This window comes from Acetobacterium sp. KB-1 (genome assembly GCF_003260995.1).
In the GTDB taxonomy this organism is placed as follows: Bacteria; Bacillota; Clostridia; order Eubacteriales; family Eubacteriaceae; genus Acetobacterium; species Acetobacterium carbinolicum.
In genome coordinates this window covers 2,483,661-2,504,698 of the sequence record NZ_CP030040.1, presented here as the reverse complement: position 1 = coordinate 2,504,698, position 21,038 = coordinate 2,483,661, and the positions used below count along the sequence as shown (strand labels likewise).

At 43.5% G+C, this 21,038-nt stretch carries 20 protein-coding genes; 10 read left to right on the top strand and 10 right to left on the bottom strand.

Annotated features, from left to right (window positions below; translation table 11 throughout):
* Positions 1 to 231 precede the first annotated feature (231 nt).
* Complete coding sequence (locus tag DOZ58_RS11580) at positions 232 to 1,431, bottom strand: ATP-binding protein (RefSeq protein WP_111888430.1); 1,200 nt, start codon at positions 1,429 to 1,431, stop codon at positions 232 to 234.
* Between the two features lie 383 nt (positions 1,432 to 1,814).
* Between DOZ58_RS11580 and DOZ58_RS11575 the strand changes: the two genes are divergently transcribed.
* Positions 1,815 to 2,078, top strand: coding sequence for a hypothetical protein (locus DOZ58_RS11575; protein ID WP_111888429.1), 264 nt, complete (start codon positions 1,815 to 1,817; stop codon positions 2,076 to 2,078).
* A gap of 80 nt (positions 2,079 to 2,158) precedes the next feature.
* Here the strand turns inward: DOZ58_RS11575 and DOZ58_RS11570 are convergent, their stop codons facing one another.
* From DOZ58_RS11570 to DOZ58_RS11560, 3 genes are read right to left on the bottom strand one after another with little or no spacing between them, the layout of a single operon-like run.
* Positions 2,159 to 2,362: a hypothetical protein gene (locus tag DOZ58_RS11570; RefSeq protein ID WP_111888428.1), complete on the bottom strand. Its 204-nt coding sequence runs from the start codon at positions 2,360 to 2,362 to the stop codon at positions 2,159 to 2,161.
* Between the two features lie 12 nt (positions 2,363 to 2,374).
* Positions 2,375 to 2,830 carry a hypothetical protein gene (locus tag DOZ58_RS11565; protein WP_111888427.1) on the bottom strand — a complete coding sequence of 152 codons (456 nt, stop codon included), beginning with the start codon at positions 2,828 to 2,830 and terminating at the stop codon, positions 2,375 to 2,377.
* 11 nt (positions 2,831 to 2,841) lie between these two features.
* Entirely contained in the window at positions 2,842 to 3,048 is a 207-nt protein-coding gene (locus DOZ58_RS11560) for a helix-turn-helix transcriptional regulator (RefSeq protein ID WP_111888426.1), read from the bottom strand.
* A 353-nt stretch (positions 3,049 to 3,401) separates the two neighbouring features.
* On the opposite strand from DOZ58_RS11560, the gene DOZ58_RS11555 reads away from it, so the two are divergent.
* A complete protein-coding gene (locus tag DOZ58_RS11555; protein WP_162624505.1) occupies positions 3,402 to 4,898 on the top strand; it encodes a carbohydrate-binding domain-containing protein in 1,497 nt (498 codons plus the stop codon).
* 144 nt (positions 4,899 to 5,042) lie between these two features.
* Here the strand turns inward: DOZ58_RS11555 and DOZ58_RS11550 are convergent, their stop codons facing one another.
* The 6 genes from DOZ58_RS11550 to DOZ58_RS11525 all read right to left on the bottom strand — a co-directional run bounded on the left by DOZ58_RS11550 (position 5,043) and on the right by DOZ58_RS11525 (position 11,246).
* Positions 5,043 to 5,999, bottom strand: a complete 957-nt coding sequence (locus DOZ58_RS11550; protein ID WP_111888424.1) for a hypothetical protein — start codon at positions 5,997 to 5,999, stop codon at positions 5,043 to 5,045.
* 14 nt (positions 6,000 to 6,013) lie between these two features.
* Positions 6,014 to 7,615: an MBOAT family protein gene (locus DOZ58_RS11545; RefSeq protein ID WP_111888423.1), complete on the bottom strand. Its 1,602-nt coding sequence runs from the start codon at positions 7,613 to 7,615 to the stop codon at positions 6,014 to 6,016.
* A 1-nt stretch (position 7,616) separates the two neighbouring features.
* Entirely contained in the window at positions 7,617 to 7,847 is a 231-nt protein-coding gene (locus DOZ58_RS11540; RefSeq protein ID WP_111888422.1) for a phosphopantetheine-binding protein, read from the bottom strand.
* The gene (locus tag DOZ58_RS11535; protein WP_162624504.1) at positions 7,835 to 8,992 is read right to left on the bottom strand and encodes an alanine racemase; all 1,158 of its coding nucleotides are present in this window, start codon (positions 8,990 to 8,992) and stop codon (positions 7,835 to 7,837) included. Before DOZ58_RS11535 ends, DOZ58_RS11540 begins: the two co-directional genes overlap by 13 nt.
* A gap of 51 nt (positions 8,993 to 9,043) precedes the next feature.
* A complete protein-coding gene (locus tag DOZ58_RS11530) occupies positions 9,044 to 10,549 on the bottom strand; it encodes an amino acid adenylation domain-containing protein (protein ID WP_111888420.1) in 1,506 nt (501 codons plus the stop codon).
* Between the two features lie 232 nt (positions 10,550 to 10,781).
* A complete protein-coding gene (locus DOZ58_RS11525; protein ID WP_204355398.1) occupies positions 10,782 to 11,246 on the bottom strand; it encodes a TVP38/TMEM64 family protein in 465 nt (154 codons plus the stop codon).
* 305 nt (positions 11,247 to 11,551) lie between these two features.
* Here DOZ58_RS11525 and DOZ58_RS11520 point away from each other — a divergent pair, with 305 nt between their 5' ends.
* From DOZ58_RS11520 to DOZ58_RS11485, 8 genes are all read left to right on the top strand, one after another.
* Positions 11,552 to 12,250: a response regulator transcription factor gene (locus tag DOZ58_RS11520; protein WP_111888418.1), complete on the top strand. Its 699-nt coding sequence runs from the start codon at positions 11,552 to 11,554 to the stop codon at positions 12,248 to 12,250.
* Complete coding sequence (locus tag DOZ58_RS11515; protein WP_111888417.1) at positions 12,243 to 13,511, top strand: sensor histidine kinase KdpD; 1,269 nt, start codon at positions 12,243 to 12,245, stop codon at positions 13,509 to 13,511. Before DOZ58_RS11520 ends, DOZ58_RS11515 begins: the two co-directional genes overlap by 8 nt.
* Before the next feature lie 295 nt (positions 13,512 to 13,806).
* The gene (locus DOZ58_RS11510) at positions 13,807 to 14,529 is read left to right on the top strand and encodes a response regulator transcription factor (RefSeq protein ID WP_111888416.1); all 723 of its coding nucleotides are present in this window, start codon (positions 13,807 to 13,809) and stop codon (positions 14,527 to 14,529) included.
* 47 nt (positions 14,530 to 14,576) lie between these two features.
* Positions 14,577 to 15,881 carry a HAMP domain-containing sensor histidine kinase gene (locus DOZ58_RS11505; RefSeq protein WP_111888415.1) on the top strand — a complete coding sequence of 435 codons (1,305 nt, stop codon included), beginning with the start codon at positions 14,577 to 14,579 and terminating at the stop codon, positions 15,879 to 15,881.
* A gap of 172 nt (positions 15,882 to 16,053) precedes the next feature.
* Positions 16,054 to 16,812 (top strand): ABC transporter ATP-binding protein, encoded by a 759-nt coding sequence (locus tag DOZ58_RS11500; protein ID WP_111888414.1) that lies wholly within the window; start codon positions 16,054 to 16,056, stop codon positions 16,810 to 16,812.
* Positions 16,813 to 16,814: 2 nt separating this feature from the next.
* Positions 16,815 to 19,184, top strand: coding sequence for an ABC transporter permease (locus tag DOZ58_RS11495; RefSeq protein WP_162624503.1), 2,370 nt, complete (start codon positions 16,815 to 16,817; stop codon positions 19,182 to 19,184).
* Between the two features lie 173 nt (positions 19,185 to 19,357).
* Positions 19,358 to 19,987 (top strand): TetR/AcrR family transcriptional regulator, encoded by a 630-nt coding sequence (locus tag DOZ58_RS11490; protein ID WP_111888412.1) that lies wholly within the window; start codon positions 19,358 to 19,360, stop codon positions 19,985 to 19,987.
* A 3-nt stretch (positions 19,988 to 19,990) separates the two neighbouring features.
* On the top strand, positions 19,991 to 21,025 hold the full coding sequence (locus tag DOZ58_RS11485) for an amidohydrolase family protein (RefSeq protein ID WP_111888411.1): 1,035 nt from the start codon (positions 19,991 to 19,993) through the stop codon (positions 21,023 to 21,025).
* Positions 21,026 to 21,038 lie beyond the last annotated feature (13 nt).

Below are 21,038 nucleotides of genomic sequence, written 5' to 3'. Positions count from 1 at the left end.
TGAACATCGATGCGTTTTGATAGATAACAGGGTTAATTTAGTATAGTTAACCTAACTGTAAATTTTTAGCGACTATTTGTCAAGTTAAAACAATACATTTAACATAGCTGGATACATCCGTTACATGTCGGATGATTGTGTAAAGAATAAAGCAGCAAAAAACTTCAAAATCCCACTTGCTTTCAGTTGAAAAGCACTGAAATAAGGAGGATTTTTAGGGTGCAAATAGTATTATGTTAGTAGAAAATCAAGGATATTGACAATTTTAATTCCGGAATAGTCATTAAAAACAGGGTTATCCATGGTAAGAATAAATTTAGGATAGTTATCGGAAATAGCTTCCAGGGGTCGCAATTCCCGCTGCCTGGTCGTTTCATCCAGAATGGTAGTCGAAACCTGATAATAATTTTTTTCATCAGATTTTGTTGCGACAAAATCGACTTCTAAGGTTCCGATTTTTCCAATCGTTACAGCATAACCTCGCCGTAAAAGCTCCAGATAAACGATGTTTTCCAGGACATGTCCATAATCAGTATTATACAGGCCAGTTAGCTGGTTACGCAGGCCCATATCCACCAGATAGTATTTCTCCAGAGTTTTGAGAAAAAGCTTGCCTTTGAGGTCATATCGATTGGCTTTATAAATAATAAAGGCGTTTTCCAGCATTTTCAAGTAGTTGTCAATGGTTTCACTGGTTACCTTCCGGCCGCTGCTGGTCAAGTAATCACTGATTTTCTTAGTTGACACAACATTGCCGATGTTGGCGGCGATATATTTCAAAATATTTTCGAGCAGAGCCGGATCCCGGATCTTATTTCGCTCAATGACATCCTTGATTAAAACCGTGTTGTAGACTCCTTCTAAAAAAGGGCCGATAGTGTCCGGCCGATCAAGCAGATCGGTGATGGTAGGAAGCCCACCGTATCTAAGATAGTTTGCGAACAATTGGGGAAGGGCCTCTTTGTTGTCTCCGGTAAAATCCAGATATTCCTTAAAGGATAGCGGCTGCATCTTAATTTCCACATACCGGCCGGATAGCAGGGTGGAAAGTTCGGAGGACAATAAATAGGCATTGGACCCGGTTAAATAAATATCAACATTGGCGTCCACCAAAAAGGAATTGACCACCTTTTCCCAAGACGGAATCTGCTGGATTTCATCCAGTAAAAGATAATGACATTCATCTTTATTGGTCAGACGATTCTGGATGAGCGTATGTAATTCCTTATAATTGGTAACGTCGTTAAACTCAAAGGATTCAAAATTCATGCGAATAATATAATCCGCTGAAATGCCGGTTTCAAGCAGGTGTTTTTCAAATAAATGTAACAGCGTGGATTTTCCGCAACGCCGGATCCCAGTTATCACTTTTATAAGTGGCTTGTCTCTGAATTGAATTAGTTTATTCAGGTATAGGTCTCTATTTTTCATTTTATCACCTCTATATTCGATTATAATCTTAAATAGTTAAAAATACAATAATTTTCAGGATATAATCAAAGAACTTTAAGTTAATATTTGTGCGAAACCGGACAAGGAGATATTAAAATCAGTGCATGTAACCATTTGGTTTCATACTATAGGCTATTTTCCCCCCTACTGCTTAAAAGCAGTCTTTATAAAAAATTAAGCTTCCAAAACAGATAACGTTTCCATTGGTTATTTATTTAACAATCTATTCGATTTGTGTTATAATTCAAAAAAGATATAGAGTTACTAAAAATGCTGCCAGGGATCAACGGCGTTCAAAGTAACAATGCCAGTGATGCCGAATTCGATCCGTTTTCAGACTAAAAGTTTTGGAGGTCCAATCAATGATCGACACACATTTAAAAGAAGGAAAAGATGGAATACAAGTGGATGATGGCGTCAGAGAAATCAAGCTCTTCTGCAAAGTCTGTCCTCGTCAATGTGAAATGACCTTATTGATGGAAGGGCTTTCGGTATTGATGGTAAAAGATGATGGCTGTAAAAAAGGCAGCAAGTTTGCCTATCGGGAAATGAAAAATCGTAAGATGCAGAAATATCAAAATGGAACGTGTTGCTGTGAAATGGACCCGATTGAAGAGGCTGTCTAAAGTGGTTAAAGGAGAATAAGAATATCGTTAAATATAGCACTCTCAATAAAAGGAACCCTCAACAATGTTGAGGGTTCCTTTTATTGAGGAGTTTTGAAATTTTTTAGTTTCAAGTAAGTAGACTCAGGTAAGATACCAATAATAATCTGACAAAGAGCCAGTCCCACCAGTCCCCCGAGGATAAAATGCAATGCTGGCATTTCCGGGAGCATATTTTTGCTGAAAAAATTGATAAGATTAAAAATGGCAAATAGCAGGATTCCAATTTTCAGTTCTTTTCTCATCAGCAGGCACCACTACATGGTTTTCGTACAATAAAGCTTAACCATGGCGCTGATCAATAGTTGAGCAGATACAGCGACGACCAGCGTATAAAAAACGACAATGTTAAAATACCCGGCAATTATGGCAGCAATAATCATCATGACAGAAGTAACTACAATCATTGGTGCACCAGCTTTATTACGGATTGCGATTAGCCGCTCGTCATGCTCCTTGTTGTACAATATTCTTAGCTTGGTCTCGTCATTGATTGTCAGACTCAGCTTGATGATATCAAAGACCGCCAGTCCGAAAATGCTGACAATCAGACCAAACTGGAATCCCGCCACAAAACCATCAGAGTGTGTTGCACTTGAGTGGTCCGTAATAATTATTGAATAAGTACTAAAAACCCCCAACACCATGGCAATAAATGCCATTCCTGAAGAAATTGCAATTCTTCGTTTAATCGTGGTTCTAAATTTTTCCATGATCCTGCCTCCTAAAATTCATTTAGTTCTGAAAAGTCAAAAACGTCTTCAATGGTCAGCCCGAAAAAATGGGCGATTTTGTAGGCCAGCACCAGAGAAGCAGTATATTTGCCCACTTCGATGGAGGTAATAGTCTGTCTGGTTGTTCCTACTTCCAGTGCCAGTTCTTCCTGAGATAGTTTTCGCTCTTTTCGTAATTCTTTTATTCGTGTTTTCATTGGTCACCTTCTACTAAATTGCATAGCATGCTTTGCACTATTAGTATAGTTCGCTTTGCATTAAATGTCAAGCGGGCTTTGCAAAAAAAATAAAATAACGATGCTACAATATTTAATTAACAAAAAACAACCAATTAAAATAAGAACACGGCTTATATCAATAAAAAAACAGCATTTATCCATATAACCATCACATTGCCCGCTTATAATTAAAATAAAAGAGACGGGTATCACAGAATTATTGTAAGATTCCCATTGCGATGCTAAAGGTTCTTCAACTGTCTGAGAATAAAAAGGACTTAAAAAATGCTTCGTAAAAATATTTTAAAAAGAGAGAAATGAGAGGATGTTTAATGAAAAAACTAAAGATTTTCATACCATTTTTATTGTTCATCATGGTAGTGTTTGCCGGATGCAGTTTGGATTCCGAGACAGCACCGGCAGAAACCACTGCGGCGGCGGTGATAGAAACCGCCTCAGTTTTAACCGCAGCAGTATCACCCACATCGACAATTATTGTCGATCCGGAGTTTACTGATCGCGATCAGAAAACAACCTATGATGACACCAGTGCAGTTACTGTAACTCTGGATGGCAGTGACATTCAGGTAACCGGTGACGGTGCCACCGCCAGTAATGGCGTGCTTACCATTACGAAAGAAGGGACTTATGTAGTCACCGGGAATTTGACGGACGGGCAGATCGTCGTGGCAGCGGCCGATAGCGATAAGATTCAGATTGTGCTAAGTGGCGCGACCATCAATTGTTCAGACAATGCCCCGATCTATGTAAAAAGTGCCGACAAGGTATTTGTAACATTGAATGAAAACACCGTCAATACCTTAACCGATAGTGGTACCTATGTTCAGACCGATGAAAATAATGTTGATGGGGTTATTTTCAGCAAAGAAGATTTGACCATCAATGGCGAAGGAACCCTAAATATTACAACAAGTGATAACCACGGGATTGTGTCAAAAGATGATCTGGTGATTAGCGGAGGTATTTATAATATCACCTCAGCAGATGATGCGCTCAGTGGTAAAAACAGTGTCAAAATAAAAGATGGTGTCATTACCATTGATTCTTCAGCAGGCAAGGGGATGACCTCAAAGAATGCTGATGATAACACAAAAGGCTATGTCTACATTTGTGGCGGGACGATTACCATTAAAAACAGCACCGAGGGGATTGAAGGGACTGCGATTATTGTAGAAGACGGAACCATTAATATTACTTCATCGGATGACGGGCTTAATGGCGCCAGTGCCAGTGCCGCAGAAACCGATACCGGTGTAAAAGGCGGTGGTGCTGCGATGCAAAATGACTCAAACGTCTATGTTTCAATTTCCGGCGGCACTATCGATGTTAATGCAGCCGGAGACGGACTCGATAGCAATGGGAATCTCTATATTTCCGGTGGCACGGTGACGGTCAGTGGCCCCACCAATAGCGGCAATGGCGCCCTGGATTATAATGGCAGCGCCGATGTCAGTGGCGGAACCGTGGTTATTGCCGGTAGTACCGGAATGGCTCAATCATTTTCAGAAACATCGACCCAGGCATCATTGCTTTATAACCTCACATCATCCTGTGCAGCGGGGACAGAAGTAAAGTTAACCGATGCCAGTGGCAATAAGGTGGTTTCCTATACGCCGGATAAAACCTATCAATCGGTGGTGATCAGCACCCCAGATTTGGTCCAGGGTTCCACTTATACACTAACCTGTGGCAGCCAGACGGTGGAAATCCCCCTGACGGGCGTGGTCACCAGTAATGGCCAGACCGGCATGGGTGGGCCGGGCCAGGGTGGTCAGGGTCAACCCGGTCAGGGCGGTCAAAGACCTTAATCGATAAAATATTTATAAAGAAAAGGCATGTTTCTTTCAATGGAAGGACATGCCTTTTTTGAGATGCACCCGGCACAGGTACAATCTAACGGATGAAAGTCCCGAGCACGGGTAGGCAAGTGATAGCTTTTGCGATTCTTTATTCTAATTAGATGTGCCCTTAGCTTTTGCGTTCAGCTTTACCAAGCACTCATCCCAGCGCGCGTAGTTTTTGTCTCCACGGTGATCTGATAAGATGCCCCGGCCTGACAGGTATTCCGCTAAATAATGAGTTACTTTGTTTGCTCCGGAAGAATTTAAATGATCCCCACCGTCACGGGTATCCAGGCTCCAGTCTATGCCGACGGTATCATTCATCAGATTTAAATCAATATATTTGCAGTTCAATTCGCTGGCAAGGATCGCGATTCCGTTGTGTGACTTATAATTCCAATTTTTAGTGCTCGGTGTGCTGAGAAGGATTAATTCGGCTCCATTTTCATCACAGAAGTCTTTGATTTTTTGTATGAAGTATCTGTTTGTTTTTGCAATTTTCGCAGACTCTTCTGTAGGCGTCATGTATTCCAAATTGTGAGCGGGAGCGACTTGATTGGAGTAAAAATAGCCCTTGTAATCCTCAGTCCAGTTGTATTTGACTCCGTTTCCAACTCCTTTCAGATCATATGATTTCCATCGGTTATGATATTCAAATACGGGAAAATAGCGAGCGATCTCAGCCAGTCCCACATTGCTCAATGACATTTTGCGGTAGATTGCAAGGGTCTCCAAGATTACAATTTTAGGCTTTTGCTTTTGAAATGCCCTGTGCAGCATGGTGTTGCTGTAGGTTAAATGCTGACCCGCGGTTCCGCAGACATATGCGGTGTAGCCTTTTTCTTTCCAAAGCTGCAAAGGGGAGATGGAGAAATAGGATTCGCTGTCTCCGAGCACCAGAATGTCGATGGAGTTTTCCTTTTCACCAAGGATTCCGTTGGCCGAAGTTGCTTCCATTCCTGCTGCAGCCGTATTGTCTCTGGGAACAAGCAAATAGGATGATACGGCCAGCAGGATCATAAGTCCGGCAATGAATGCTACGCCTCCCAGTATGTTCTTGATTTTCATGGTTTACCGCCTTTCTAAAAGCTTGCATAAATCGGATCGACAGGGACATAACCGGTTCCATATGCGCCAAATATGACAATTGCCATAATCAGAGCATAATACACCGCAAAACGTTCCACTACAGGCTTTGTACTGATGCGTTCCCGAATGGAGAGGCCCTTTTCTTGCCGAAGTTCAATAAAAAAAATGACAGCCAAGACAATAGCGACAATGATATAGTCATATAAGTCTGCACCAAAAGAAAAGAAAGTCTTTTCCACAATGGTGTTGAAAGTGAAGTCTGTAAAAATCTTTTTAAGCATTGCAAGTCCGGTACGAAGTCCGTTGGCTCGGAAAAACATTTCACCGATACAAACCAAAGCGGCGGTTCGGACGATTTGAAATCCATGATAAAGCGGACCTGATCGTGAGATATGCAACTTTTCCGCAGATTTTGCAACAAAAGGTTCTGCTATGTTTCCACTCAAAATCAGCACGAAATGATACATGCCGAAAAAAATGAAGTTCCAGCCAGCGCCATGCCACAATCCATTGCATAGCCACACGTAAAAGAGCGCGATGGCACTGGTGGGCAGTGTACCAAAGTGATGGCCAAGTCGTTTTCTCGCCTTCGAAGAAAGGCGTTTCATGGGCTTTGACAGGGAAACAGGATAGAAGATATAATCACGGAACCAGGCCCCCAGCGTAATATGCCACCGCTTCCAAAATTCAGGAATAGTCTTGGAAAAAAAAGGGCGCTGAAAGTTTTCGGTCAATGAAACACCGAAAATCTGTCCGATGCCAAGGGCTACATCCATTGTGCCGGAGAAGTCCATGTAAAGCTGAATGGTATAGCACACTGCGGCGACAGCGATTACGAAGCCGTCATAGTCCTGATAGCTGTTGAATACATTGCTGATCAGCAGGTTCAGGCGATCTGCGACGACCATTTTTTTCAGAATACCGAACAGAATGCGTTGCAGGCCAAAGGTAAGGTTGCGATATTCAATGGGCGGTACGCTCCACAACTGCGCTGCGGTTTCGGTATACCGGCAGATTGGCCCTTCCATGATCTGTGGAAAGAAACTCATATAAAGGGCCAGACGAAATAGGTTGCGGTCAGCTGATATTTTTCGGTGATAGACATCCAAAACATACGATAGCGCCTGCATGGTATAAAAAGAAATGCCGATTGGCAACACAAAAGAAGGTATAGCAATCGAAGCAGGCAGCTTTAAAAGATCAAAGCCGACATTCAGGTTTGTTGCAAAAAAAGCCGAATATTTAAGAACGGCCAGAACGCCTATATGGAGAATAACAGCAAACGCAATAATCCCTCTTTGCTGCCGCTGATATAACACTTTGATGCCCTTGCGGTTTTCCTTTTGAGCCTGCTCCAAAGCCTGGTCACAACGATTTTGATTGTCGGCAAGCCAGAGACCAAAATGGTGGATGGAGAGCGTGGATAGCAGAAGATAAACCAACAGCTTTCCGCTGACGGCCCAGAAAAAGGCGTAGCTCGCGAGTAAAAGTACAATCCGCCGCGGCTTTTGCGGAAGGAAAGCATAAGTCGTGACAGTGACTGGCAACAAAATCGCAAGAAACTGTACGGAAAAATAGGATGGAATCGAGGGCATATTATTCTTCCTCAATTAGTCGCGTTACCATTGCCCAGAGAGATTCTGCGGAATTGAAGTTGTCCGGCGTTATCTCGACGGTCGGGATTGTAATATCGAATTCTTCCTCCAGCTCTCCCACCAAGGCAATGATGGAGAGCGAATCCAAATGATGTCCATCGATCAGGTCTTTGCAGTTTATGTAATTAATTTCCGGTTCTATGTCTTTCAAAATTTTAATCAGGCGTTCCATATTCTTTCCCTCATTTCATTATTCGGTGTATTTAACATTTCTATTGGCATATGCCCCCGCACACAGACGGGTTCGCAACCGTTTTTCAGTAACATGACCGCCGGTAGATCCCTGCTTAAAAACAAGGCGATTCCTTCCGCCGCACAATATGCACCGGCGTTTTCAAATACGATCACATCGCCGATTTCCGGGCGATACATGGGAAACTGCTTTACCAAGATATCGTTAGTGGTGCAAAGCGAACCGCAGATATTCCATGGCTCGTGCTCTGTGCCCCCGCGGCGAGTGAGCTCGTGGACAATGGGATGCTTCATTGCCATTGACTGACCATAATAGACAAGTTGGTGTATACCGCCATCGACAATGGCGTAGTTCTGCCCTTTGTTTGTTTTTTTATCGACAACGCTTGTTAAATAGGTTCCGCAACTGGCGGCGATGCTGCGTCCAAGCTCCAGCGTAAGCTTTGTCTTGAACTGCATTCTGGTCAGCAAGGCTGAGAATTCATGCAAAAAGGCGTCTTCGTCAAAGTCCTCATCGATAAAGTAGGATACCGGAAGTCCGGGTCCGAACTCCAATTCAGGAGCGGAATAGCCGCAGTCAGTTTGTAATTTGTTAAGTACGCTGTCCAGATAGTCCAGCTCCCGTTTAAGCCGCTTCAAAGATGATTTCTGGGTACCGGAAAAATACTGGATGCCTCTGATTTCAAGGAATGGATCGTGCTGGTACTCGCTGACGATATGTTCCAATTCATCCTCGGAAAGTCCAAATTGGTTGCCGCTGGTCAGGCGGAGCAGAATGGAAATGCGTTTTTTCGCCAGATGAGCCGTATCGCTTAAGATGCTGAATTGATGCATGGATTCCACAGTGTAAAGCTCCCCGGACGGTCCCTGGGCAATTAGTTCTCGAATCAGGGCGGGCGTCTTATAAACACCGGAAACCACAAATTTGTTCGTGGGCAACCCCATTTGGTAACAAATCCGCAGTTCTCCCGGAGAACAGATTTCCAGTCGATCGACTAGCGCACTTACTGTCGCAAGTATAAAGGTGTTGGCTTTCACTGCATAGCACAGTCTGACACCCTCGGGCAAACAGCTACGCAGGGAACGGATACGTTCTTCCAGTACAGAAAGGTCGTAAGCGTACATAGGCGTTGACTGTTTTTCTAATAATCCTCTCCATTTGATTTTGTTCATATTTTACTCCTTTCGGTCAAGCAGTCGCTTGCGGTCGATTTTTCCGTTTTTATTCAATGGAAATTTCTTGATTTGATAAAGTGTGCGCGGGACCATATATACAGGTAAAGACTCGGCAAGCTGACTGCGGAGACTGGGTTGCTTTGGACTGCCGGTGTAGAAGCCGTATAGCCGCTCCTTTTTTGTGTCAAACACACAGCAACACTGATCAACACCGGGGATTTTCGCAACCGCCCGCTCGATTTCTTCTAATTCAATCCGGTGTCCCATGTATTTGATCTGAAAATCCTTCCGGCCGCAGAACAACAGTTCCCCATTGTCCAGATACTTTCCAAGGTCGCCTGTTTTATAAATGCGTTCGGGGTAACTGGTATTGAGCGGATTCTGTACAAAAGCCACCTCCGTCTGCTGAGGGTTTCGGAAGTATCCAAGCGCCAGTGCCGTTCCCCGTACGCAGATCTCACCGACAACACCGGAGGTTGTCACTTCTTGTGCGTTGGCGTCGAGCAGGAACACCTGCTCATTGGGGAAGGGACGCCCAATGGGAATCCCATGAGAATAATCACCGTTTCTGTCAATGACATGATAGGTGCAGTTACAGGTGATCTCCGTAGGTCCGTAGAGATTGACAAACTGCGCGTCCGGCAAATGTTTCAGCCATGCTCGGAGATGCTTTTCCGGCATGATCTCGCCGCTAAAAAGAATCTTACGCACGGAAGTGGGGATAAGGTAGTCCAGACCGTGAAACACGCTGATCAGGCACAGTGCTGAAACGGACCAGATCATGACAGTGATGTGAATCTCGCAGATCCAGTCCAGAAGCGCCTTTGGTCGTGAAAAAAAGGGTTTTGGAATAATCGCCAGTGTCCCTCCAACCTTTGCTGAAGTATAGATATCCTTGACGGAAACATCAAAATCGAAGGGTGCCTGATTGCCAAAGACATCCGTGGATGAAAACTGGAAGGTATCTGTGAAAACATTGATAAAATCGATCACAGAACGGTGACTGACCACAACACCCTTTGGAACACCAGTAGAGCCAGAGGTGAAGTTGACATAAAGAGGATCGGTGTCGATCATCCTGCTGCGCACAAAGCGCAGACGCTCCAAATCTATGGATTCTTTTTGCAGATCGTCCATCATCAGGATTGCTCCGGCTGGAAAAAGTTCCGCCGCAAGCTTTGCGTGCTGAAAATCGACAATCACATATTCCGCCTGAAGTACTTTCTGAATCTGCTTCAGGCGGAATACCGGCAGCTCCGGATTAAGCAGCACATAGTAGCCTCCTGCATAAATGGCGCCCCAAAATGCACATAGCGCGGGGATGCCTTTTTCCATCAAGACTGCGACCGGCTGACCGACTTTGATGTGCCTTGACAGCGCTGTCCCGACAGTCTTACAGGTATGTTCCAATTTCCGATAGGAGTTGGAAGAAGTTTTATCAATGACGGCAATCTTGTCCGGGCGGCAAAGCACATGGTGCTCCATATATTCCAATACATTTTTCATGGTGTTTCCTCACATTCATATTATTCTGAATCGCTTTCTTCGAGATAAAAACGCTGCAAATCAGCGATATTTTGCCCTCGTAAATCACACATGGGAACGCGATGTTTTCTTATGTATCGAGAAATCAGTGCCTTTGAAAGCGCAGAGCATAAACGATACCTAAAAATGAGGTCAACATACCCACATAAATGAGAATCACGGTGAAATTTTAAAATTTAAGCATAGGAACCTCCTAAAGTACGTTGCTGAAGAAAATGCTGTAAAGCAGGATACACCAGGGCTTTGCAGTCACGATAATCAGAATATATTTTTTCGTTGGCATATTGATCAGGCCGGAAAAATAACACAGGGCACAGTCCGGCGCCAGCGGAAGCAGAATGGAAAGAAAAAGAATAATCGTATAGCTCTTTTTCGAGGCTGCCCATTCAACGACGGCATTATATTTTTTCTCCGGTATAATCTGTTTCACAAATCTGATTCCGAAGCGTCTGGCCAGGTAGTATGCAATGATGGAGCCAAGGCTGATTCCGATATAATTGCAAAGGAAGCCGCCAAACGCTCCAAATAATCCGGCACCGGCAGCGAATCCGAAAAAGCTTGGGATGATCGGCAGAAATGCCTGCATGGTTTGAATCGCCGTCAACATCAGCGGCGCGAACGGGCCAAAGGTGTCAATATAGGTTCGAAACGCTTCCAATGATCCAAAGTATCCTCGGAAGAAACCTATTGCGAGGAATACTCCGGTAACAAGGAGTAAGAGCAAAAATAGTATAAGGAAATAAATCTTTAGCTGTTTTTCACGCTGTTTCATCCGCACCCCCGACGAGATATGCCCGCCCGCAGTTTTCATTTTATTTTTGCATTATATCTACATATTCTGACGCTGGGGCTTACGAAAACCTTAAGTATTCTTAACTGACCCTGATAGGGCTATATCTTCGTTGCTTGTGTGACGGGCAGATGGTAAGATAACAGCAATACATAGAGTGGAGGCGGAGCGACATGAAGAACGCCGCAAAAATTATGATCGTAGATGATGATTCTGAAATCCGTGAGATCGTCTGTGTTCTGCTGGAGAGCGAAGGTTTTACCACGCTGGAAGCAGCAAACGGGGAAACGGCGTTGTCGGTCTTTTCCGATGATGTGGATCTTGTTATTTTGGATATTATGATGGCCGGTATGTCCGGGTATCAGGTCTGCTTGAAAATGAGAGCGGAAAGTAATGTTCCCATTTTATTTCTTACGGCAAAAAATAAAGATTCCGACTTGACGCTTGGATTTTCATCCGGCGGGGACGATTATCTCGCAAAGCCGTTTTCTTATGCCGAGCTTCTTGCCCGGGTAAAGGGACTCCTACGGCGCTATCAGACGTACAGAGGGAAAGGCAATATTGACAATGAAACTCCGTTGGAATGGCGTGGAATCATACTGTATCAGGACCGAAACGCTGTTTGCAAAGATGGAGAAGAACTGAACCTGACTGACAAGGAGTATCAGATTCTCCGGTTACTGCTGACCTACAGAGGCAGGCTTTTCTCTGCGCAAAATTTATTTGAGAGCATTTGGGAGGAACCGTTTTATTACTCGTCCAGCAACACGGTAATGGTTCACATCCGCAGACTGCGGGAAAAGATTGAGGAAGACCCGCAGGAACCAACATTGCTGAAAACGGTTTGGGGAAAGGGGTATCGCATTGAATAGCAGCAAATTTAAATCCCGCCTGGGTTTGAAATTCACATCGGTTGCGGCGATTGCGCTGATTATTTCCTTCGCTGTCTTTTTACTCCTGTATGATGGCGTTATATGGTGGTTCCTGTACGGCTCGGAGTTCGATTCTTATTGGACAAATGTGGGAACTTCGGCAGTGGCGAGCTTTCAGGAACATGTGACAAGTAATGAGCTGACTGTCGATGACGCAATACGCGATGTCAGATGGGAAAAGAACTATCGCACGATGTATCTCTATTTGGCGAGCAGCCCTGAGGCGGACATCCCGGAGGAAGACGATGATACGCAAGTCGGTATCCCGGTGAACTGTTCGGACGGTGTCGTGTATGCATATGCATACCCGTCTACTTCTCATTATGATGGGCTTGGAATGGTAATCTCCCTTGGTATCGCGGCAATCTGCTTCTTCCTGATTTTAATTCCCTATGTCTATCGGATCATCCATCGCATTATGCATCTGAGTCATGAAATGGAGATCCTCACAGGAGGTGACCTCAGCTATCACATCGATTCTCCAGGCGAGGACGAGCTGGCTGAGCTTGGACGCAGCATTGAGGGAATGCGGCTTTCAGTAATCGACCAGATGGCACGAGAAAATGAAGCTGTGCTGGCAAACAGCCGACTGATTACCTCTTTATCGCATGACTTGCGAACGCCGTTGACCAAGTTGACGGGCTATCTTGAAATACTCCGCTATAAAAAGTATCGGAATGCGTCAGAAGAAGAACGCTATTTGAAGAGCGCCATTGAAAAAGTACAGCAAATGAAAAGCCTTTCCGATGAAATGTTCCGTCATTTTCAAGTGAATGATACCCCAAAAGCGGATACCGTTGCCGAAACAATTTCAGGGACGCTGCTGCTATCACAACTGCTTTCTGAAATGTGTTTTGATCTGCAGGCAGCAGGCTTTCATGCAACCCTTCCGGTCATTGACGATGAATTCATCCTTTCCTTTCCCGTATTTGACCTGCGGCGAATATTTGACAACCTGTTTTCCAACATAAAAAAATATGCCGACCCATCGAAGCCCGTTGAAATAACGATCATTAAACAGTCATCTGAGATTGGCATTATGATTTCAAATTATATGGGAGCTTATTTAGATACAGACAGCAATGGCATTGGTTTGCCCGCTGTAAAAACACTTGTGGAGCAAAACGGCGGAAGTCTTGATATTAAAAAAGCTGACGAAAGATTCTATGTCAAGCTATTTTTTCCAGTGCAAAATAGGTAATTGCGAAATGCAAAACGAATCCATAAGAACGGGGTTCTTCCGCATTTTAACGTTTATTTTAAACGCCAGGTCAGTAAGACCGCAATCGATAAAGTATTTATCAAAGAATTAAGAAAAGGCATGCTTCTTTAATCGAAGGACATGCTTTTTTTGAGTGGATCTAAGTGATAACAGCCAGCAATTCGAATTCAAACCAGATGCAATTGCGGCAGAATAATGATATGATTTAACAAAGGATTAGTACCTAATCAAATTGGTTGACTTTCCCGATGCCATCGGGAGGATTGGAGTAAGTGTGAATTGGGATTGTTTAATTGTCGATGATGAAGTAGAATTGGCGAAAGCGAGCTGCGAATATTTTGAAATGTTTGGCGTGACCTGCACCTTTGTGAGCAATTTTGATGATTGTGTCTTGTTCATGGGAAATAACCAGGTTAAACTGATTTTGCTGGATATCAATCTGGGAAAAGACAGCGGCTTTGAATTGTGTAAAGCACTCCGCCAAAAAACGGATATCCCGATTCTTTTTATCAGCGCCCGCCAGAGTGATGATGATGTTCTGATTGCCCTTAATATTGGTGGGGATGACTATATCAAAAAACCCTATTCTCTGAGTGTTTTGCTTGCCAAGGTAAAGGTGATTATCAAGCGGTATGAAGGTGCGGCTAAAAAATCTGGGCGAAGCGATACGGTCAGTTCTGAGGATCAAGAGAAAAACAACTATAGCAACCTGAGAATTGAAAAGGATGCCATGAAAGTCTATCGGGATGGAAAAGACGTGGGTTTTAAAACAAAGGAATTCAAGCTGTTTTTATACCTCTATGAAAATAAAAACTGGGTGATTGCTAAAGACGAGTTATTTAAAATGATCTGGGGAGATGCATTTTTTAGTGATGGCACCCTGAATGTCCATATCCGCAAAATCCGTGAGAAAATCGAAGAAAACCCGAATCAACCGAAATATATTAAAACCATCTGGGGCACCGGATATATGTTTGAAACCCGGGAAAACGGATAGCTTTGGTCTTTATTATTCAGATACAAAACGATCAGTTGAGGAAATACATGAAAATAAGAAATATCGTTATCTTGTTTACGGTACTAATGATAGCCGTTTATATAGCCGCAGTCATCACGATAAATACCACCCAGATTAATCAGGTGAACGTCGCAGAGATTAACCACGTTGTTAAAACGATTGAAAAAGAGTGGACCCAAGGTGAGGTAGAAAAATCCGGTACGATTGCGGGGATGTCTTACCGGATCACTCTTGTTGCAGATGATAACTATCAGGCGCTTCTGTTTGATGGCATCAAGAATCGTCAGGCCATCATGGATTTGACTACATCTGATGGTCGACAAGAGGTGTTAGGTAAGATCATCTTTCTAACCAACGGCAGTGAAGAAGTAGCCATGAAAACAAATCTGCTGACAATAATCTCCTTTACCTTTGGCATTATGTTGATGATGGTTTATCTGGTTTTAGGGTTGGTGTATACTTCTGTTCTTCGGCCCTTTGGTGTGATGAAACAGTTTGCCCGGAAGGTTGCCGATGGTGATCTGGAATTTCGGCTACCGATGGATCGAGGCAATTACTTTGGCGCCTTCACTGAAAGTTTTGATCTGATGCGGGAAGAACTAAAAAAGGCCCGACAGGGAGAATATGCGGCCAATATCAGCAAAAAAGAGTTGGTGGCGGAACTATCCCACGATATTAAAACACCGGTGGCGACCATTAAGGCCATTTGTGAGCTCCTGGAGATCAAACTGGCAACTGTGAAAAGTGAAGATTTACCGGAGTCAACTGCGGTAATGACGCTCACCGAAAGCATCGAAAAAATCACCGTGATCGATTCTAAAGCAGATATTATTGATGCGCTGATTAGCAATCTCTTCCACGCAACCCTGGAAGAACTGGAAATGCTAGCGGTTCATGTGAGTGAACAGCCCAGTACCATCCTGATCCAGATGTTTAAGGATATGGATCATTTTGGGAAGATCAGCTTAAAAAATGATTTGGTCGAATGTCTGATTTGTTGTGATCCGCTGCGACTGGAGCAGGTGATTGACAATGTTATCAGTAACGCTTATAAATATGCCGATACGGCTATCGACATCTGGTTTAATTTGGACAAAAATAAGCAGTATCTGGAAGTCAAAATCCGAGATTATGGGGATGGGGTGAATCCCGATGAATGCCCGCTGGTGTTTGAAAAGTTTTTTCGCGGTTCTGGAGAAGCGGTTCAAAACACCCCGGGATCTGGGCTGGGACTTTATCTGGCCCGGCAGTTTATGACCGGTATGGATGGCAGCATCCATTGTTATAATGCGGATGGGTTCGTTGTTGAGTTGTGTATCAAGGTGGTTTAAGGTCGTCTTATTATAAAAAAAGATTAGTTAAGAAACAGATAAGGATTTAATAAGAGTTGGTAAAAGACCGGTTAAGAACAGTTGACATATAATAGGGCCATGGAAAGCCAAAGCTGTCCATGGTCTTTTATCATCGGGATTAAGACCGATTTAATTAATCGGGAGGAAAATAATGAAGCACACCATTTTAAAGGCGGAAATGCTCAGTAAAACCTATTCAAACGGCAGCATCATGCAGCATGTTCTAAAAAATCTCAACTTAGAAATTAATGGCGGAGACTTTACGGTCATCATGGGGAGCTCGGGTTCGGGAAAGTCCACCCTGCTTTATGCGCTTTCCGGGATGGATAAGCCGAGCCTGGGAACCATTGATTTTAGAGGTGAGGAGATCTCAAACTATTCCAATGACAAACTGGCGGTATTTCGGCGTAAGCATTGCGGATTTGTGTTTCAGCAGATCTATCTCAATGATACCATGACGGTGCTCGATAATATTATGATTTCAGGCCTGCTGGTCAGCCGCGACAAAAAGGCCATTGCTGCTCGGGCCAGGGAACTGCTGCAGCAGGTGGGGCTAAATGATGCGTGCCATCACAAATATCCGTCTCAGCTTTCCGGTGGCGAAGCCCAACGGGTGGCGATTGTTCGAGCGCTAATCAATGCCCCGGAAATCGTCTTTGCGGATGAACCCACCGGGGCCCTTAATTCGACCAATGCCATCAATGTGCTGGATGTGCTGACCGAGGTGAACGCCTCGGGCCAGAGTATCATCATGGTGACCTATGATATCAAAACGGCCCGCCGGGCCAACCGCATCCTTTATTTAAAAGATGGGGTCATCATCGATGAGCTGAGTCTCGGCACCTATGTTAAAGACGATCCGGAACGACATAAAATCCTGCGCAAATTTCTGGAAAGAATGGGTTGGTAGCCATGAACATTCGGATGATTGCGACCAATAATATTAAAAAAGCCAAGGTGGCCACGGCCACCCTGATCATCCTGATTGCCATTGCCACAATCTTTCTTTATGTGGGCATCAGCGTGCTGTCAAATTTGGGAAGCTTTATGGATAAAAAAAACGTCGCGACGAATGGCGCCCATTTTGTATCCATTACCGATGGTAACTACGATCAGGAGATTCAGGCCATTTATGAATCCAGTGAGACCTACGATTATAGCGAAAGGGAAGCGGCAATCATGTCCCTGGCGTCAAAATTTCAGGATGTGAGTACCGGAGAAAAAGCCTACAGTATTTCCTCGTTGTTTTTAAATTTGGATACCAGCCGTAAAATAGCTCAGGTGGATTTAATTGATGAGGCGGCGGTGATGCCGAAAAACGGGGTGGTCGTTCCCTATATTTTAAAGGTTGTCAATGGTTACAAAACCGGAGATATTTTGAAATTTATGGTGGATGACGCCAGCATTGATCTTGAGATCGCCGGGTTCTATGAAGATTTGATGTTTGCCAGTCCGACAAATGTGAGTATGTATAAATTATTCGTGGGAGATCAGCAGTTTAATGAACTAATCGCACAACCGGAGTTTGGCTTAACGGTGAGCTATAGTGCCGTTATCCTTAACGATATCAATCGTTCCGATGACTTTGAATCCTTATATGCGGAAAGGATAAAGACCATTATGACAACCAACGCTGGTAATCATGCGGCCCTCAATTATGGAACCATGAAGATTGGGGTCGCAACGTTTATCAACATCATTATGGCAGTGCTGTTGTCTTTTTCCATTATTATCCTGGCGATTGCTGCCATCGTCATTAAATTTTCAACCATTACCCATATTGAGAATAACATTAAAAATATCGGAACCCTGGAAGCGATGGGGTATACAACCAGGCAAATCATCCGCGCCACGCTGCTGGAATACCTGATCATTGCCATGGTTGGTTTTATGGTGGGATTGGGGGCATCACTCTTTATCTCACCGGTGATTACCAATGTGGTGTCCTCGTCAATTGGGTTAAGCTGGACGATGGGAATCTATCCGGTTGCTGTGCTCGCCAGCCTGGGCATGGTCATGATTCTGGTGCTGGGAATTGCCTATTTCAGCGCCTTTAAAATTAAACGGATCACGCCGCTAGCGGCTTTGCGAAACGGCGTGCAAACCCATCATTTCATAAAAAATAAAATCCCGCTGGAGCAGACAAAACTCAGCTTGAATGCGGCAATGGGATTAAAAATGCTGATTCATAACAAAAGACAGAATTTGATTGCCGCCGTCATTATCATGCTGCTGAGTCTGGTAACGGTATTTTCATTGGCCTCCTATTACAACTTTTCAGTGGACAAAACGGCGATGATTAAGTTAATTGGACTGGAAACCGCCGAGGTTCAATTAACCGCTTTAGCAGATGAGCAACGGATATTTACTGAAATTGCCGCAATGCCCGAAGTTGAGGACACCATCAAGCTGGATGCATTTGAGGCAGTCATTAAATTTCAGGGCAAAGAAAGCGGTGCTAACGCACGTATTACCAAAGATTACAGTCGCTTGAAAGTCAATACCTGTGTGAAGGGAAGGATGCCGGCCGGTGACAATGAAATTGCTATTACCAGTATCGTTCTAAATAAAATTGGCGCTCAGATCGGCGATACCGTGTCGATTGAAAACAATGGGTCAGCATGCGAATTCTTAGTGGTTGGAATCACGCAGCAGTTTAATATGCTGGGCAGAGGGGCGGCCATCACTACCGCTGGGATGAAAAAAATGGTACCATCCTATCAGGAGCAGGTTCTAAAAATCTATCTAAAAGATGGTCAGGATACGGAAAAATTTGTGACCAAACTGAATAATCAATATGCAAGTGAGAAGGTTCAAAGCGTCAGCTATTTTGAATCGATCGAAATGATGCTCAATTCCTTTGAAGCGTCGATACAAATTGTCGTCGTCGGCTGTTTGGGCGTCATTGCGGTAATCATTGTGTTTATTTTGTTTCTTATCGTTCGGGTACGGCTATTAAGAGAGCGGACCCGGCTGGGAGTTTCTAAGGCACTGGGCTTTACCTCTAATCAGCTGATCGGTCAGCTTTTAATCAGTGAAATGCCGGTCATTATCGGTGCTTCGATGGCGGGAGCCGCCGCTGGTTATTTCACCACCAATCCGCTGCTGGCCTTGATGCTTTCGGCCAATGGGATTCTGAACTGTGATTTTTATGTTGATCCCGGCATGGTGCTTCTCACTCCGATCGGAATCAGTTTGATCGGGCTGGGGACGGTGCTGATTGTTTCCGGCAGGATCAGAAAAATCAGTCCCTGCAAGATGTTTGAAGAAACAACGGACTAAAAAACTAACGTAAATGAGAAGTATTGGTATTCTGATATGTGACTAGGAAAACCCGGGAAAAAGGAGTGCGATGCTCCTGGTGAAAAAATCTATTTACAAACAAGGACCGATATGCTATCATGACCATAAGTCACATGACTAATGGTCATGATTTGCGTGGAGGGAAAATTTTAATGCCAAAAAGCACATTTTTTAACTTACCGGAGGAAAAGAAAGACAAGATCATCGCCGTTGCGATTGATGAATTTGCTCAAAATCATTATGAAAAAGTAACCATTAATAAGATTGTTAAACGAGCAGAAATTCCCAAGGGCAGCTTTTATCAATATTTTGAAAATAAAGATGATGTGTACATTTTTTTGTTTAGCCAAATTGGAAACTCAAAAAAAAATAACCTTGAGGAATTAAAAGATAGAAGTAGTCAATTGGATTTTAAATCCTATGTTATGTTACTGCTTGAAGCAGGAAATCAGTTTGGAAATGAGGATTTAAGAATTTTAGAGCTAAAAAATCGTTTTATTAATGAATGCCCACAAGAAATTAGAAAGAAAATACTAAGTAATGAATTTCCCAAAAGTTATCAATTGCTTGCGGACGTGATCCGGTTGTATATAAAAAAAGGGGAATTACGGGAAAACCTGGATGTCGAAATGGTTGCTTACATCGTTACCCAAGGTCTGGCAAATATCGAATTTTATCAAAACGCTGGCTCAAGCATTAAAGACTTAGGGACGCGGATATTGGATGTTGTCATTGAAGGGATACAGACCGAATCAGGAGGGGAAAATAAGAAGGGAGAATAGACCATGTTAACCAGGCAAGAGTTAGTTCAAACTGAAAAATACCTAAAACTAAATGAATCCGGTGAGTTTGTCATTGATACCGATGAGGATCTGGAAATTATCGATTTTCATACGCATATGTGCAATGTTCTGCCGATTAGGCATAGTGATCCAAAGTCAAAAGGAAATAAACTTACATTTCCGACGCTTCCGCCAATTGAAAAAACAGACTTTTCAGTGCCTTACTGGACAAAAGATGAACTAAATATTAATAGGAAAGGCATAATGCCAATATTTCGCTATGCACAAAATGCCTATGCGGTGCTGCAGGACATGAAAAAAGGCGGGACTTATGATAATTGTTTTAAGTCTCAAGCGGATAATAAGATTGGCATCAATGTGGTGCTGCCATTAAGTACAAAAAAATGCGATTGTTCACCAGAGGCCCTGAGAATTGTCGCCGATCATCCGAACCGTTTTATAGCATTTTGTTCGGTTCATCCTGATGATCCGGAGATGGAGGAAAAAATAGTAAAATACAAAGCCCTTGGTGCAAAAGGCTTTAAACTAAAGATATCAGATATTGAGCTTAAAAATGATTTCACGCCGTTAATAACGCTGTTTAGAACCTGTCATGAAGCAGAATTGCCGGTTATCTTGCATACCGGGTCAATTCCGGTGGATCAGGAAAGGACCTCTAAACTGCTATGGAAGTTTTTAAGGTCAACCCGGGTCGAATTATTTGGTCGTCTGCTTGAGGAAATGCCAAAAGATTTTGTCTTTATCTTCGGACATAGCGGGGTCTGCGAATATAAACGTGTTGCCGAATATTTAAAAAGATTTCCGGCAACTTATGCAGAAGTGTCAAGCCAATCCCAGCATAGCATCAAGTATTTAATCGATGAGGTCGGTTATGAACGGTTGTTATTTGGCTCAGACTGGCCGGCCTTACCCCAGGCAATCACCCTTTCGCGCGTACTAATGGCGACGGCAGAAAATAAACAAGCAAGAGATCATATACTAAGTAAAAATGCTAAAAGACTACTAAATCAAGCATAAGATAATTATTCAA

What these genes read in the sequence shown, in the direction of transcription:
- DOZ58_RS11530 (WP_111888420.1), bottom strand. Translation starts at nt 10,549, where the DNA reads ATGAAAAATGTATTGGAATATATGGAGCACCATGTGCTTTGCCGCCCG.
- DOZ58_RS11555 (WP_162624505.1), top strand. Translation starts at nt 3,402, where the DNA reads ATGAAAAAACTAAAGATTTTCATACCATTTTTATTGTTCATCATGGTA.
- DOZ58_RS11490 (WP_111888412.1), top strand. Translation starts at nt 19,358, where the DNA reads ATGCCAAAAAGCACATTTTTTAACTTACCGGAGGAAAAGAAAGACAAG.
- DOZ58_RS11495 (WP_162624503.1), top strand. Translation starts at nt 16,815, where the DNA reads ATGAACATTCGGATGATTGCGACCAATAATATTAAAAAAGCCAAGGTG.
- DOZ58_RS11550 (WP_111888424.1), bottom strand. Translation starts at nt 5,999, where the DNA reads ATGAAAATCAAGAACATACTGGGAGGCGTAGCATTCATTGCCGGACTT.
- DOZ58_RS11580 (WP_111888430.1), bottom strand. Translation starts at nt 1,431, where the DNA reads ATGAAAAATAGAGACCTATACCTGAATAAACTAATTCAATTCAGAGAC.
- DOZ58_RS11565 (WP_111888427.1), bottom strand. Translation starts at nt 2,830, where the DNA reads ATGGAAAAATTTAGAACCACGATTAAACGAAGAATTGCAATTTCTTCA.
- DOZ58_RS11560 (WP_111888426.1), bottom strand. Translation starts at nt 3,048, where the DNA reads ATGAAAACACGAATAAAAGAATTACGAAAAGAGCGAAAACTATCTCAG.
- DOZ58_RS11540 (WP_111888422.1), bottom strand. Translation starts at nt 7,847, where the DNA reads ATGGAACGCCTGATTAAAATTTTGAAAGACATAGAACCGGAAATTAAT.
- DOZ58_RS11535 (WP_162624504.1), bottom strand. Translation starts at nt 8,992, where the DNA reads ATGTACGCTTACGACCTTTCTGTACTGGAAGAACGTATCCGTTCCCTG.
- DOZ58_RS11575 (WP_111888429.1), top strand. Translation starts at nt 1,815, where the DNA reads ATGATCGACACACATTTAAAAGAAGGAAAAGATGGAATACAAGTGGAT.
- DOZ58_RS11500 (WP_111888414.1), top strand. Translation starts at nt 16,054, where the DNA reads ATGAAGCACACCATTTTAAAGGCGGAAATGCTCAGTAAAACCTATTCA.
- DOZ58_RS11570 (WP_111888428.1), bottom strand. Translation starts at nt 2,362, where the DNA reads ATGAGAAAAGAACTGAAAATTGGAATCCTGCTATTTGCCATTTTTAAT.
- DOZ58_RS11520 (WP_111888418.1), top strand. Translation starts at nt 11,552, where the DNA reads ATGAAGAACGCCGCAAAAATTATGATCGTAGATGATGATTCTGAAATC.
- DOZ58_RS11545 (WP_111888423.1), bottom strand. Translation starts at nt 7,615, where the DNA reads ATGCCCTCGATTCCATCCTATTTTTCCGTACAGTTTCTTGCGATTTTG.
- DOZ58_RS11505 (WP_111888415.1), top strand. Translation starts at nt 14,577, where the DNA reads ATGAAAATAAGAAATATCGTTATCTTGTTTACGGTACTAATGATAGCC.
- DOZ58_RS11485 (WP_111888411.1), top strand. Translation starts at nt 19,991, where the DNA reads ATGTTAACCAGGCAAGAGTTAGTTCAAACTGAAAAATACCTAAAACTA.